Source organism: Enterococcus ratti (assembly GCF_001886195.1).
GTDB lineage: Bacteria > Bacillota > Bacilli > Lactobacillales > Enterococcaceae > Enterococcus_B > Enterococcus_B ratti.
Genome location: NZ_JXLB01000015.1, coordinates 27078 through 42028, shown reverse-complemented (window position 1 = coordinate 42028; position 14951 = coordinate 27078). Strand labels below are relative to the sequence as shown.

The following is a 14951-nucleotide window of genomic DNA, read 5'->3' as shown; positions in this document are numbered from 1 at the left end:
ATAAAGAATTTTATTTCACATTTGATTCTACTCATTTTTTGAATCCCCTCTTATAATTAGCTTGTTTTTTCTTAACGGATGAGTTGACAAACTGTAAAATAAAGAGTTTGCTGCAATAACAACAACGTCGCAATCGAAGAACTGCTACAAATAGTCAAATTTTTATCCGGTAAAGATAAAACCGTATCATTCATCCTCGCTTGATTATCTAATACTAAATCAGCAAATTCAAATAATCTTAAACCGCTGCTATGCTGTGATTTAATACTCCTAGACAAATCAAAACCTGTTACAATAATCAACAAATGCCCATTCGCCTTGATCCATTGTGCCAATTCTACAATACATGGCTCTCTCCCTTCATTTGAAAGAAGTAAAAAAATATCTTCATTTTTTACAGAAAGTTGCTCAATAATTGCTTGACCAGTTCCTTCTAAGCGTTCATAAACACCATTTGCTGGATTTTTGATTAGCCTACTTGGAATAACTTCCGGTAACTGATCCCAAAATTCAAAGGCTACACCTATTAAAGATCGGCTTGCAAAAATCTGCAATTTACCTCCTAAAGAAATTTGGTTGGCAATCAAAGAACCTGCCCGCAACATTAATGGTTCCCCTATCCTTAATTTTTCTTCTAATTGATGACAATAATCAAAATACTGTAAACTCATCGATTTCTCCTACCTTTACTTTCACACTAAAAACAACTACCTAATTTAAGAAGATGAAAAACAAAAAATTCCTTAGATTCACCTTTGCTAAAGTTTACTAAACAAGCACAAAAAAAGGTATTGAGCGTTCTGCCCAATACCTTGACATAGCAAATAAACTAGCATGCGATCTTATAAAAAATCTCTATAAGGGTAGAATTTTCCCCTTAAATTAGGTACAATAAATAAGGTCGATGCAATGCATTGACTATGGCAAATGATCGGTCAGGGTGTATGCGTGTGACTGGTCATTCCCTGATAGTTAGTTGCCGCTAACTATCAGGGAGCCTTTTTTTATTCAACTGTTTCTATCTTTCCTCATTTTAAGTAATCTCACGGTTAAGTGCAAGCTCAAAACTATTAAAAAACCTAGGTCCGTTCTCTTTACATATAAATTATCTTTATTATTTCCCCTAAGTTCTACATACTTAGGATTTTTTTATCTACTTTTTTCTTGGTTCAAACGTCTTTAAAAGAAGAAAAAATAATATTAAATAAAAGACGCCAATATCATGCAGTTTAAACCACTAAATTCAAAAATAGCATATGCTGTTTTTTTGCTCTCACTTGTTTTTTCTATCTTATTTTTCTTCTTTTGTCACGAGAAGAAACAGCATGCTTCCCTTTTTTTACAATATGAAATTTCTTCAAACAAACAAGTATACAAACGAACAAAGAACACGCAGCACCTATTAAACTTGCTACCCGAACACCTAAAACAAGCTCAAGCATCATACACATAATCGAAAGGGTCGCTAAAGCCCAAATGAAAATTAAAACAGATTCGCCTTTTTTTATCATTTTAAATAGAACATACGCACTAATCAGCACTACTGGAGTTAACAACAACCAGTGAGTTCCTTCCATCAGCCATTTCAATCCATCAAGAAGAAATTGACCAATTGTAATTAGTTTTTCCATGCAACGCTACACACCTTTACTGTACCTATCATATTTTTAACTTTTTCATTCTACATAAAAAAGGAAAAATTAATTAAAACCATTAAAAATTGAAGCATTCATAATTCTTTGCTAAGACGAACAAGATAATCTTTCAGAGCCTCTGCAACTTCAAAATGATGCAATCCATATTCAACATTTGCTTTTATATACCCAAATTTATCACTAACATCATACCGCTTTCCTTTAAATGCTCGTGCATATACCTTTTGACCATACTTTAAATGATTAATCGCATCCATCAATTGGATTTCATTGTCAACACTGGGTTTTTGTCTTTCTAATATTGGAAAAATTTCAGGCGTCAGCAAATAACGTCCAATGATGGCAAAATTACATGGAGAATCTTCTGGCAATGGTTTTTCTACTAATTTTTTCACCTGATATCTACCCGTTTTTTCTTCTATTACTGAATCAATGATTCCATATTTTGAAGTATCTTCTGGTGAAACTTCCATTGCCGCAATCGTAGGGCAATGTGTCACTTCATAATCAAGCATTAATTGTTTAGTCAAAGGAATTTGATCTACCATTAAATCATCCCCTAGCAACACAACAAAAGGTTCATTTCCCACAAAAGCTTTTGCTTGAAGAACCGCATGACCTAACCCTTTTGAACGAGATTGACGGATAAAATGGAGATGCACATTCTCAGTTTTTTTCACCATTTTTAATAAATCCATTTTTTCTTTATCTTGCAAATTCACTTCTAGTTCAAGATTTGCATCAAAGTGATCTTCAATCGTACGTTTTTCTCTTCCTGTTACAATCAAAATATCTTCGATCCCTGAATCTAAGGCTTCTTCAACAACAAACTGAATGATCGGCTTATCAACAATAGGTAACGTTTCTTTAGCCATCGCCTTAGTTGCAGGCAAAAAATGCGTACCCAAGCCGCCTGCGGGGATAATTGCTTTTTTCACTTTCATTTTTTAATCCTCTCATTCAACTGCCAATAATTATTTTAAAGAAAATTCATTTTCCATTTTACCATCTCGCAACATAATTTCTTTTGCAGCTTTTTTAATGTCTTCACCTTTGTACAACACATTATAAATAGCTTTCGTAATAGGCATTTCTACACCTAACTGTTCAGCTAACTCAACAGCGGCTTTCGTTGTAGACACTCCTTCAACGACCATCCCCATATTTTCTAGCACTTCTTCTAGCTTATGGCCTTGTCCAAGCAGATTTCCCGCTCGCCAGTTTCGAGAATGAACACTCGTACACGTGACAATCAAGTCTCCTACACCGCTTAATCCAATAAACGTTAAAGGATCGGCCCCCATCGCTACACCTAATCGACTAATTTCAGCAAGCCCACGTGTCATAATCGCTGCTTTAGCATCATCTCCAAAGCCCAATCCATGAATTCCACCAGCACCGATAGCTATAATATTTTTTAAAGCAGCACCCGTTTCAACACCAATCACATCATTATTAGTGTAAATTCTAAAGTAATCATTCATAAAAATGTCTTGAACATATGCTGCAGCTTTTTGATCAAAGCTAGCGGCAGTGATGGTAGTAATGTCATGAACAGCGACTTCTTCTGCATGACTTGGTCCAGAAAGAACGACAATCGCCTGTCTTTTTTCTTCAGGTATTTCTTCAGCAATTACTTCAGAAATGCGCTTATGCGTTTCTTGTTCTAACCCCTTACTTGCATGTATAATGACCGGTTTTGTATTCATTTTTTCGATTAATTCTTGTGCAACGGAACGAATAGCTTTTGTCGGCACGACAAATAACACAGCATCTACATCTTTTACAGCATCCGCTAATTCTTTATATCCAATAATTGTTTCTGGAATTTTTAAATCAGGTAAAAAATGTTTATTTGTATGATATTGATTGATTTCATCAATTTGTTCGGGGACATTTCCCCAAATACGAACATCATGTCCATTTTCTGCTAATGTCTGTGCTAAAGCAGTTCCCCACGACCCCGGACCTAAAACTGCAATTTTTTGTCTCATGGAAATTCCTCCAAATAATAGTTGATATGATCTATTATAGTATAGATGCTTAGAATATTGGACTTATTTTTACTGGTTTAATGGTTTGTTTAATTCTTTTTTCTGCAAGTACACCTACTCTTTACAATTATACTGTTGCAATAACCAGCATTTTCAGCAGTTAATTCCTCCATCCATTATAATTAAACTGGATAAAAAATAGTAGATCAAATAAATAAGAAATTGGAGGGAAAACAAATGGGCGAAGAATGGTCAATTTCACCACCAATGTAAAACTTCTCACTCTTTTTTGACAGAAACTATCTTTCCTCAACCTATTTCTACGATTCATTGATTTAAAAATAATTAAAAAGGGAAAAGATTAAAGATCTGGTAGCAACTTCCTTCTCTTCCCTTTTTAATTTTCAGAAAATTCGGTCTAAATTTAACTGAATAAAAAAAGACCGCACTTATATTTTCACTTCTTTTTTATTCCCATTTGTACGATAAAAAGAAGCAGCAAATCTTCTGAACATTAGCGATTGCTGCTTTTTTTGTCATCTTATTTTTAACTAATCTTTTGCCATAATGCCCAAGTAATGTCAGGTTCCCAACCAATTGAAGCAGTATGTGCTTGGATGCAACGATAAAGATGTCCTTTATACATTACAATGTCTCCAATTTCATATTTTTTACCTAACAACCAAGTATTTTCTTGCGGATTTTCGCCTTCAGTTGTTGCAGTAACTTGAGAACTTTTTTCTGAAGTACCAGCAGCATTCACAGCAGTTATTTGATAATGATAAGTTGTATCAGTCAACAATCCATTATCAACAAACGATGGGGTATTTGTAGTAGCAACACGAACACCGTTTCGATAGATTTCATAGCTTGTCACTTCTTCTTTCGAATCGTTTGCTGCCCAGCTAAGAGTCACAGTATTTTTTGTTACATTTTTTACTGCTAGATTAGCAGGTGCAGAAGGTACAGCTAGCGGCGCAGCTGCTTGAGTTTTAATTTTTAAGACATCAGAAGGTGTGGAACAGTTATTGGAAGCATCTACCGCTTCAACCGTAAATGAATAGGTAGTATCAGGTGAAAGATTCGTAACCGTATAACTTGTTGTATCGCTTGTTCCGATTAATTGATTATTTTGATAAACATTATAATGTGAAACACGAACATTATCCGTTGAAGCCGACCAGCTTAATGAAACACTCGATTGGGTAGCTGTGCCTTTTAAATTCTTTGGTTTAGAAGGTTTTTCTGTATCCGGTACTTGTTCTTTGAATAGATTTTGATAAGCCTTCGCAAAGGATTCATTATAAGCTACGCCAGATGAATTTTTTCCTTCATCCCAATTGATACTCCACGTCATAATTCCTTTTAATGGTGTTTTATCTTTTTCCATTTGTTCAAACACTTGGTAAACTTTTTCTGGGTCTTTTACATAACCATTTGCGGCAGCATCTTCATTGGCAGGGATACCTAACGCTAATTTACTTGCAGGAATTCGAGTAAACCCTCCGCCTCCTTCATTCAATAATTTTGAAATCCCATACAAAAACTCATATTTTTTATTATCATTGTTTTGAGCAATCCATTCCACCCCCACACTAATACCATCTCCAGCTTGATTGTATAACTGCGGCGCAATAAAATCATATTCGTTTTGTAAAGCAGTAAGGTACGGTACATACGCTCCTTGCGTTCTTAAATAAGGAAATTCTGGCGCCATTGAAATAATAAAATGTTTGTTTTCTTTCTTATAATGTTCACGAACAATTTTTAACGCCGCAGGAATTACTGTCTGATTGTCCCCAGCAGCTACAGCCGTTTGTTCCAAGTCAATATCTAAACCATCGAAACCATATACTTCAACTAAACGAATAATTTCATTGGCAAATGCTTGCTCTTGTCCCCGACGCAATTCAATATGTGAATCTGCTCCTCCTAACGAGAGAATGACTGCCCGTCCTTGAGCATTTAAAGCGGCTACTTTTTCACGAAACGCTTGATCTGACATATTGTAAGGTTTAAAAGTAGGAATCCCTTCACCCTTCATAAATGAAACCGTAATTACATTATAAAAAGGATTTACTTTTGCTAAATCAATATCTGCTGGACTTCCTCCTTTATAGCCAGCACCTTGTCCTGCGTGCCAATTATGATAATAGCCAACTGCAATTTGTTTACTTGAAATATCAGGCATCATATCAGCTGTATCAGCAGCACTAACAGCTACTCCCCCACTTAACAGCGCACTTAATACTCCTATTGAGAACAACCACGTTTTTTTCTTCATAAAATCGCCTCCATCTTTTTTTGTTTACATAACATATTAAAACATAAATAAAAACAATCGTAGCGATTTGTATGCTCTTGCAACAAATCCTCTAAAAGTACGCACTTTTTAATAAATAATCAACGAAAATGACAATTTATTAAAATTACATAATAATTATGTTATGATTTAAAAAAAACATTAGGAGGTTTATATATGAAAAATCATTCTTCTCTCATTCGTAAATTAAGAAAAGAACGTGGTCTAACGCAAGAACAGCTCACTCGTGGAATCTCTCAACGTGGAACGCTTGCAGCTTTTGAATCTCGTGGTACAAAAATTAGCTTTGAACTATTAGTTAATTACCTTGAACGGATGAATGTTTCTTTAGAAGAATATCAATTCCTTCTTAATAATAATTCTCTTACTAACAAACAAAAATTAACTAATTATTTCATTTCAGCCAATACAATTACCCCAGAGCAAGAATTAGAATTACTAAATGAATATGGAAAAACAGGAAATATCTACTATCGGCTAATCTATGCACAACGAAAACTAATTATGAATTATCGCTACCATCAATCAGAAATTACTCCGGAGATTGAGGAGGAAATCACTGTTATAAAAAACTACCTTGAAAAAATTGAAACTTGGGGCCATTTTGAATTAACAATTTTTGCAAATTGTTTATTTATTTTTGATGATCAATACATTATTCATTCATTTCAAACGAGCGTTTCGAAAATGAAAACTTACATAGATGCTACTTACTCCCAAAATCTTTTCTCCAATTTTATTCTAAATGGCTTACGTCTTTCATTTAAACGCCATTCAGTGATTTTACGGAAACATTTTTTACAAGAATTAAAACGCATGGCACAAAAACACAAACGTTCTTTAGATATGGCACATTATAAAATGTTTGCCGCTTTAGATAAACTAGCAGATGGCGATCAATCAGCTATACATGAGATTGAACAAGGTTTGCTTTTTTTTGATTGGTTAGAATTATCTGCCGCTAAAGAATACTTTAACAAATTAAAAACTTCACTTATGAGAAGTTCTTTGAAAAAAGTTCCTAGTTAAGTAGAAAAATATATTTTCAAAAATTCTTAATCTTTCATTTTTAGCATATGAAAACGATTTATAAATTTATCTTTACTTAAAATTGTGATTTCTAATATATATAACAAAAAGGTTTTTTCTAAAAAATCGGATAGAGTGACTTAAAAAGTCTCCTTATCCGATTTAACTATCTCTTTTCTTGTTGTTTTCGATATAAAATAATTCTTGAAGAAGTTTTATACTACTAGAACATCAACTAAGCCAAATTCAAAGAAACGTTGTTGCTTTTAATTTTCTACTCGTTTGTTTTGTTGCATTAACATACAAAATAAACGTTATTAATAAAAAACGTTATACTAAGTAATCGAAAGATATTTTTCAAAAAAATAAAGTTATTGGGGGAATAAAAATGAAAAAAAGTTCTTTATTCGTATTAGGAATGGTTTTAGCAACAACAGGATTAACCGCAGCATCATCCGTCAACGTTTCTGCTCACGGTTATGTAAAAAGCCCTATTAGTCGTGGTTATCAAGGAAGCTTAGATAAAAGAATTGATCAGGAAGCCGCTAAACTAAAGTATGGTGCAGTCATTGATGAACCACAATCGTTAGAAGCATTGAAAGGATTTCCCGCAGCAGGGCCTGCCGATGGAAAAATTGCTTCTGCAAATGGTGTGAAAGGGTTTGAAATGGACAAACAAACATCTACCCTCTGGACAAAACAAAATGTTACTACCGGCCCAACCAAATTCACTTGGACGTTTACACAAACACATCCAACTACCAAGTTCCATTACTACATTACTAAAAATGGTTGGAACCAAAACAAACCTCTCTCACGTGACGAACTTGAATTGATCGGAGAAGTACCTATGAATGGTGAGGAAGCCAAAACAAATCCCACACAAACAATCAATATTCCCGGTGATCATATCGGCTACCATGTCATTTTAGCTGTATGGGATGTTTCAAACACACCAAATGCTTTTTATAATGTCATTGATGCCAATATCCAACCACGAACAGCTTTAACTGAATTAACGAATAACTAACCTTTTAAATTAATGCCATTCAAATAACCGTTTACATTAATTAAGCTCATACCACTAGCAGCTATTTAACCATTTCAGCAAGTGGTATGAGTAATTTATTGTGAAAAACTAGAAATGACAAAGCATCTTGATCTTCTTTTTCAAAAGTCAGTTTTTAGAACTTCTTTTATTCAATTTTAACGAGTTGAAAAGATAAAATTTCTCCGTTTAATACGCAAATTGCCGGTAATATCTTCTGATTTCCAATGGATGACAGTTTAATTGTTCGATATGTGCAGCTATTCGCTGCGTAACAGCATGCATCAGTAAATAAGAAAGTATGCGCCCACGGTACTTTTCATCAATTCCTTCAATGAAATAATCTTTAGTATCAATTAATGTGTCATTTGCACAAATTTTGAGCAATAGATTGGCAACTCTTTCTGCCAATATTCGCTGCTCGTCTTCACCTAAAAAAAGGGAAATTTTTGTAAATGCTGCAACTTAATTGATAAGCTGTCTTCCTCTTTTTGTTCTGTAAAAGCTTTAGCTACCGCTACTTTTACACTATTTTCAATTCACCGATATTTCCTAAAAAATTTTGATTTGCTAGTAGCGACAAAACTTGACCGCTTACTTTTATCGGTCGTTTAATGGTACGCTGTTCATTTAGAAAAAAAGCATAGATCAATTCTAATCGTTCTTCTTTACTGCGAGCTTTCAATGAAAGAAAATCAATTTTAAAAGGAATTCTACGCAAAAAAGTAGGTATCGTGACTTCTTCCGTCGTAGCAAAAAAGAGACGCACGTTTACTTTCTTTATTTGATTGGTATCTCCCATACGGTAGATGATTTCTTGATCTAAGTAAGTAAATAATTTTTCTTGTCCTTCAGGGCTTAATCGATGAACTTCGTCTAAAAACAACATTCCGCCATCAGCTGCTTCAAAAGCCCCTATTTTATCTTGAGTGGCTCCAGTATAAGCACCCTGAACATGTCCAAATAAATTACTTGTCAATAGTTCCGAGTTATTCGCATACTGTGCACAGTTTATTGTCACAAACGGAACATTTTCTGGAAATAGATCATAAGCTAAACAATATCGATAAATCATGTTCACTAAAAAACTTTTCCCCGTTCCGCTTTCCCCTGTAAGCAAAACAGGCAGTCCAGCTTCTGGATAAACCAAAACCGTTTTAATTTGCTCGATTCCTTCTTTTAAACTGGCGTCGTGCCCAATCACTAATGAAAACAAATCCTTACTTCAAGCAAAAATCGGCTGTTCTGCTAAAATTTCTTTGATTGTTGCATAATACATTTTTCTTAACGCAAAAAACTGATACTCAAAAGCAGCTTTATGAAAATAGTAAGCAGGTCGTGAATTAATTTTAACTAGAACCCCTTCTTCATTTAACTGATTAAGATAATTGCTAATCGTATTACGCTTTACGTTGAAATGTTCTGCTAAATCGTTTGCTGTAAAAACTTCACTTAATCGCGTTAAATCAATAAATGCGGTCTGATTTTCTAGATAACGCTGGATTTTTTCTTTTAACATCCTTTCACCTCTCCTCAATAATAGAAAACGTATTTATTTTATCAATAAGTAATTCGTTGTTTCTTTGATTAAGCAGGAAAAAAACTAAGTGAATGTTCCCTTTTCACATAAAGTTTCTTTAGCAAAAGAACTTCTTCACTTTTCATTCTAAATTTCATAGGCTACAATGTGAGAGTACCTGCTTGTACAATGATAATGCTAAATTGCGACAGAGCTTCAAACCTAAAATACAGACAAAATTGTTTCAAAAGAAGTTTCTGCTTTTTCGAAACAAAGTACATTGTCGCAACCTCGTATCGTCTTGTTAAGCAGTTAAACGTCTTACTTTGCTATAAGTTTTCATTTATTCTGCTTCACTTAGTCATTATATTTTAGGAGGAACTCTATGATTCAGTTATTACGTTATGCAAAAGACTATCGTAAACAAATTATTCTAGGTCCAGTTTTTAAGTTCTTAGAAGCTGTTTTCGAATTGATTTTGCCTTTATTAATGGCCTCATTAATTGATAACGGGCTAAAAATGCATAATCGCAATGTCATCATTCAAATGGGCGGATGGATGATTGCGATGTCTGTAATCGGCTTAATTTGTGCCATTATCTGTCAATACTATGCTTCCGTTGCTTCTCAAGGATTTGGTACGGAGCTTAGAAATCAACTAATCAAAAAAATTAACTCTTTTTCACATAACGAGTTAAATCACTTTGGCACAGATACTTTGATTACTCGTATGACTAACGACATCAACCAATTACAACTAGCACTTGCAATGGTCATTCGCTTACTCATTCGTGCACCTTTTTTAAGCATTGGCTCAGTCGTTATGAGCTTTATAATTGATTGGGAAATTGGATTATTTTTCTTAGCTTTATTGCCCATCTTTTCAGTTATTTTATTTTTTATCATCAAAAAAACAATCCCTCTTTATCAAAAAGTACAAGAAAAACTAGACCGTTTAAATGAAATAGTGAGTCAAAATCTGAGCGGTGTCCGCGTCATTCGTGCTTTTTCTCGTACCAAAACTGAAAAAGATAACTTCAATAAAAAGACCGATGCGTTAGCCAAAAATTATTTACATGTTTCCAACATCTCTGCCCTTTTATCACCAGCCACCACCTTTATCATGAATATCGGCATTATTTGTTTATTAACGATAGGTGGAATCAAAGTAAACACTGGTCACTTACAGCAAGGAGAAGTATTAGCCTTAATTAATTACATGAATCAGATGTTATTAGCCTTAATCGTTGTTTCTAATTTAGTCGTCATCTTTACACGTGCTGAAGCTTCAGGTAATCGAATCAAAGAAGTGTTAGCAACTAAAAATACAATGAATGATTCAAAAGAAGCACTTACGCCAAATCATCACGCAGAAACGCTCGTGCAATTTGATCATGTAAATTTTCGCTACACGAAAAATGCAGGTTTGTCTTTACAAAATGTTACGTTTACTTTGAAACGAGATACTGTTTTAGGAATCATCGGGCCAACTGGCAGCGGAAAAACGACTTTAACTCAATTGATCCCGCGATTTTATGATGTTGATGCAGGTTCTATTACTTTTGACGCCGTTGATGTTCGCTCATGGAAACTCGATTCTTTGAGAAATCAAATAGCTCAAGTTCCTCAAACCGCTGTATTATTTACTGGAACGATTCGTGAAAATTTACAATGGGGAAAAGAAAATGCAACAGATGAAGAGTGTTGGAAAGCATTAAGAATTGCTCAAGCCGAAAATTTCGTACGTCAATTACCAAACGGCTTAGAAACAAAAGTGCTGGAAAATGGAAAGAATTTCTCAGGTGGTCAAAAACAACGGTTAACGATTGCCCGTGCACTGATTGCAAAACCAGAATTACTGATCTTAGACGATTCTTTAAGTGCCTTAGATTATCAAACTGATTTAAATCTAAGAAAAGCACTGCAAACTTCATTGAACAATACTGTGATTATTATTTCTCAACGCGTTCGTTCCATTCAAGAAGCTCATCTAATACTTGTGATGGATCAAGGCCAAATCATTGCACAAGGCACTCATGAAGAACTATTGACACATTCACCAGCCTATCGTGAAATTGCCGCATCACAGGAGGAAAAATAAAATGAAACCAAAAAGATTCCCTTGGCAGACTTTTAAACGCTTCGTCCCTTACCTTACCGCTTATTCAAAAAACATCTGGGTAGCCACTTTTTTAGGCATCATTAATGGTATCGCTACGGTTATCATGACGTTATTAATTGGACAAAGCATTGATCAAATGATTGGCACAAAACAAGTAAGGTTTATCCAATTATTTCATCTTTTATTACTATTTGGCGTGATTGTACTAATCAATGTGATTAGTCAGTGGTTCATTCAAGTACTAAGCAATCGCTTAGCTTATCTTTCAGTAGCAAAACTAAGAAAAGACGCTTTTGCTCATTTAAATCAGTTACCACTACGTTACTATGACCAACATGTTCATGGAAATATCGTCAGTCGTTTTACCAATGATATGGACAACATCTCAATTGCCATCTCATCGGCTTTTAATCAATTATTTACTGGAGTAGCCATCATCATTTTGTCTTTCGTTTTTATGCTACACCTTAGTCCTTTACTTACTATAGTAGTCATATGTTCCACACCGATTATTTTTCTTGTAAGTTGGGGAGTCGCTCGAGCATCACAAAATGACTTTGACAAGCAGCAAAAGATTATCGGAAATATCTCAGGTTTTATGACTGAACGCATTGGAAATCAAAAAATTATTAAAGCTTTTCAACAAGAAGAAAAAAGTCAACAACAATTTAAAGCATTAAACGCCGATTTATATGAAAAAGGGCAACGAGCTCAATTTTCTTCTTCTTTAACCAATCCTTCTTCTCGCTTTGTCGATCATTTAGCTTATCTTTCTATTGGATTAATTGGTGGCTTACTTGCATTAAGAAGTGGCTCCACAATTACCATTGGAATTATTTCTAGCTTTACGATTTATGCTAGCCAGTTTTCAAAACCTTTCATTGAACTCTCTGGAATCACCACCCAAATTCAGACTGCTTTTTCTGGTTTAGAGCGCGCCTTTGAATTAATGGATCAATCAGAAGAAACACCAGATGAATCAAATGCCTATATATTAAATCCTGCAACGATTCAAGGAGAAGTTGCATTCAATCATGTTTCTTTTTCCTACGAGCCTAGTCAACGCTTAATTGAAAATTTCAATTTTGTTGCAAAACCAGGTCAAACCATTGCAATTGTCGGAAAAACTGGTGCTGGAAAATCCACTTTAGTCAATTTGTTGATGCGCTTTTACGATCCGACAGTAGGAGCAATTACTATTGATGGATATGATATTAGAGATATTCAAAGAGATTCCTTGCGCAAAAGTTTTGGAATGGTTCTACAAGATACTTGGTTATTTGATAGCACCTTAAGAGCCAACCTCCAATATGGAAACCCTGATGCAAGTGATGAAGAAATCTATCAAGCATTAAAGGCTTCGTATATGTATGAATTTGTGGAACGTTTGCCTGAAAAACTAGCCACAAAAATTGGTGGTCAAAATCTTAAAATATCAGATGGTCAGAGACAGTTGTTGACAATTGCTCGTACGATGATTAGTAATCCACCTATGTTGATTCTTGATGAAGCAACTAGTTCGGTCGACACTTTAACAGAAAAGAAAATTCAGGATGCTTTTTTAACGATGATGAAAGGCAAAACCAGTTTCGTTATTGCTCATCGTTTGTCAACGATCAAAAATGCAGATCAAATTCTCGTCATGGATCATGGAGCCATCGTCGAAATGGGCACCCATGAAGAGTTATTACAAAAAGATGGTCACTACCATCAACTCTATCAAGCACAATTTACAAAACAAATAAATAGATAACACATAGTTTATCCATTCTAGGTATTCTTATATTTTTTACCATATCGTTTTTCAGTCATGTTATTCATTTTATAAACATGTAAATGAAAAAAGCTGCCTTCTGGGATGGGAAAGTAGCTTTTTTCATTCATTATTTTGCGCGTATCGTTAAATTTTTTAATATCTTTTTATATGGAATGCTGCGACCAACGTAATACATAGCAATCGTTTGAATTGGTATCCATATCACCGTTTTTAATAATCTCGGCGCCCAGACAACCCAGCTAAATAATGGCACATGATACATCATCGCTAGCCATAAAGGTGTTAATATTAAATTAATAAGCAACGTGACAGATAGCGTAGCCAATAATGACTTTTTCCAAGTAATTTCCTTTCGATAAAAAAAGAAACCATAAATTGCCCCTTCAATAAAAGCATTCAGTGTAAAACCGATAAAGAAAGCCGTTTTTGAAAATAAAGCCATTCCGACTAAGTCAGCCAACACTCCCCCTAAACCAGACCATAAAGGTCCGAAAAGAATACCCATGACCATTTGTGGAATAAACGTCACGCTTACTTTGATAAAAGGGGTTTCGATCGCTACCAACCGGGATAAAGCAACCATTAAGGCAATCAGTAAGCCCATCGTAGCAATCATACGTGCATCTAATCTATTTTTATTCATTTCCTAGCATCTCCTTTAAGAGCTGCTACATCGTGTATATGCAGCGAATGCGAAAATAAAACCGCGAATCTCAATAATCCTTTGATCCTTCGTCAAAGAGGCAACATCCCATCCTCCCAGCACTTAACGCTTTATTTTCTACTCTGTTTTATATTTGAGAATAAAATTCCCAAAAAAACTATAGCATATGGATCGCTATCTGTAAATAAAAAACATATGTTGTTAAATTAATTCGCTATTATGTTCGTTAATAATTACACATTTATTAGAAATAGTGGCTTAATATCTATTAAAAAACAAACGTTATTTAGAAATTTGTTAATGTTTTTTATTCATATACCACCACACGAAAATTTAAATAACTCGCTTCTAATCCTTTTAATAAAAATTCTGCGGTTTCCTTATCCGTAGCTAGCGGAATTTCGTAAACATCGAACAATCAAAGCAATCACATCTAGTTTATGAGATTGAGTGACCAAAAGATCACACAAAAAAGAACCAAATCTAACTATTTTTTCTGAAATCATGACTCCTATCTGTTGATTGACATCTAACAGCTCATATTTAAAGGGATGCACCTGTCATCCGGTAGTTCCCATGATTTTTCCGCCAGTCGTCCCCATTGCAAATAATTCATGTTTTTCTAAGGTGCTTTATAGTCCTCTCCATTGATCATCAATGGCTTTTTACGATCGTGTGTTGTGAAAGCAATTCTCATTTTTACTTTCCTTTTTTTGTTAAACAGTATTTTTCACCCTTCTACCTCAAAAATAGGCAACTTGACCAAAAAAACAAATTTATTCTTGTTCAACTTGACATTGTCTAAAAATAGCGCTTTCAA

Annotated in this window: 10 protein-coding genes, 3 pseudogenes and 1 riboswitch; of the genes and pseudogenes, 4 read left to right on the top strand and 9 right to left on the bottom strand. The window is 34.4% G+C overall.

Annotated features, from left to right (window positions below; translation table 11 throughout):
• Positions 1-71: 71 nt before the first annotated feature.
• The 5 genes from RV14_RS08290 to RV14_RS08270 form a co-directional block, all read right to left on the bottom strand.
• On the bottom strand, positions 72-671 hold the full coding sequence (locus RV14_RS08290) for an SIS domain-containing protein (RefSeq protein WP_071855805.1): 600 nt from the start codon (positions 669-671) through the stop codon (positions 72-74).
• Between the two features lie 615 nt (positions 672-1286).
• Positions 1287-1631 carry a hypothetical protein gene (locus RV14_RS08285; RefSeq protein WP_071855804.1) on the bottom strand — a complete coding sequence of 115 codons (345 nt, stop codon included), beginning with the start codon at positions 1629-1631 and terminating at the stop codon, positions 1287-1289.
• 98 nt (positions 1632-1729) lie between these two features.
• Positions 1730-2599, bottom strand: a complete 870-nt coding sequence (gene galU, locus RV14_RS08280; protein ID WP_071855803.1) for a UTP--glucose-1-phosphate uridylyltransferase GalU — start codon at positions 2597-2599, stop codon at positions 1730-1732.
• Positions 2600-2629: 30 nt separating this feature from the next.
• On the bottom strand, positions 2630-3649 hold the full coding sequence (locus tag RV14_RS08275; protein ID WP_071855802.1) for an NAD(P)H-dependent glycerol-3-phosphate dehydrogenase: 1020 nt from the start codon (positions 3647-3649) through the stop codon (positions 2630-2632).
• Between the two features lie 547 nt (positions 3650-4196).
• Positions 4197-5933: a fibronectin type III domain-containing protein gene (locus tag RV14_RS08270; protein WP_071855801.1), complete on the bottom strand. Its 1737-nt coding sequence runs from the start codon at positions 5931-5933 to the stop codon at positions 4197-4199.
• 195 nt (positions 5934-6128) lie between these two features.
• Between RV14_RS08270 and RV14_RS08265 the strand changes: the two genes are divergently transcribed.
• Positions 6129-7001 carry an Rgg family transcriptional regulator gene (locus tag RV14_RS08265; protein ID WP_071855800.1) on the top strand — a complete coding sequence of 291 codons (873 nt, stop codon included), beginning with the start codon at positions 6129-6131 and terminating at the stop codon, positions 6999-7001.
• Between the two features lie 388 nt (positions 7002-7389).
• Positions 7390-8031, top strand: a complete 642-nt coding sequence (locus RV14_RS08260) for a lytic polysaccharide monooxygenase auxiliary activity family 9 protein (RefSeq protein WP_071855799.1) — start codon at positions 7390-7392, stop codon at positions 8029-8031.
• Positions 8032-8238: 207 nt separating this feature from the next.
• Here the strand turns inward: RV14_RS08260 and RV14_RS08255 are convergent.
• Both RV14_RS08255 and RV14_RS08250 read right to left on the bottom strand, forming a co-directional pair.
• A pseudogene (locus RV14_RS08255) lies at positions 8239-8502 on the bottom strand (SIS domain-containing protein); the annotation flags it as partial.
• Positions 8496-9568, bottom strand: a pseudogene (locus tag RV14_RS08250) (sigma 54-interacting transcriptional regulator); the annotation flags it as partial. The pseudogenes RV14_RS08250 and RV14_RS08255, both read right to left, overlap by 7 nt.
• A 385-nt stretch (positions 9569-9953) precedes the next feature.
• On the opposite strand from RV14_RS08250, the gene RV14_RS08245 reads away from it, so the two are divergent.
• Both RV14_RS08245 and RV14_RS08240 read left to right on the top strand, forming a co-directional pair.
• The gene (locus tag RV14_RS08245) at positions 9954-11669 is read left to right on the top strand and encodes an ABC transporter ATP-binding protein (protein WP_071855798.1); all 1716 of its coding nucleotides are present in this window, start codon (positions 9954-9956) and stop codon (positions 11667-11669) included.
• 1 nt (position 11670) lies between these two features.
• A complete protein-coding gene (locus tag RV14_RS08240; RefSeq protein WP_071855797.1) occupies positions 11671-13443 on the top strand; it encodes an ABC transporter ATP-binding protein in 1773 nt (590 codons plus the stop codon).
• 130 nt (positions 13444-13573) lie between these two features.
• Here the strand turns inward: RV14_RS08240 and RV14_RS08235 are convergent, their stop codons facing one another.
• Positions 13574-14110, bottom strand: coding sequence for a folate family ECF transporter S component (locus tag RV14_RS08235; RefSeq protein WP_071855796.1), 537 nt, complete (start codon positions 14108-14110; stop codon positions 13574-13576).
• A 39-nt stretch (positions 14111-14149) separates the two neighbouring features.
• Positions 14150-14258, bottom strand: a riboswitch (THF riboswitch).
• Between the two features lie 180 nt (positions 14259-14438).
• Positions 14439-14828, bottom strand: a pseudogene (locus RV14_RS12715) (methylglyoxal synthase).
• Positions 14829-14951 lie beyond the last annotated feature (123 nt).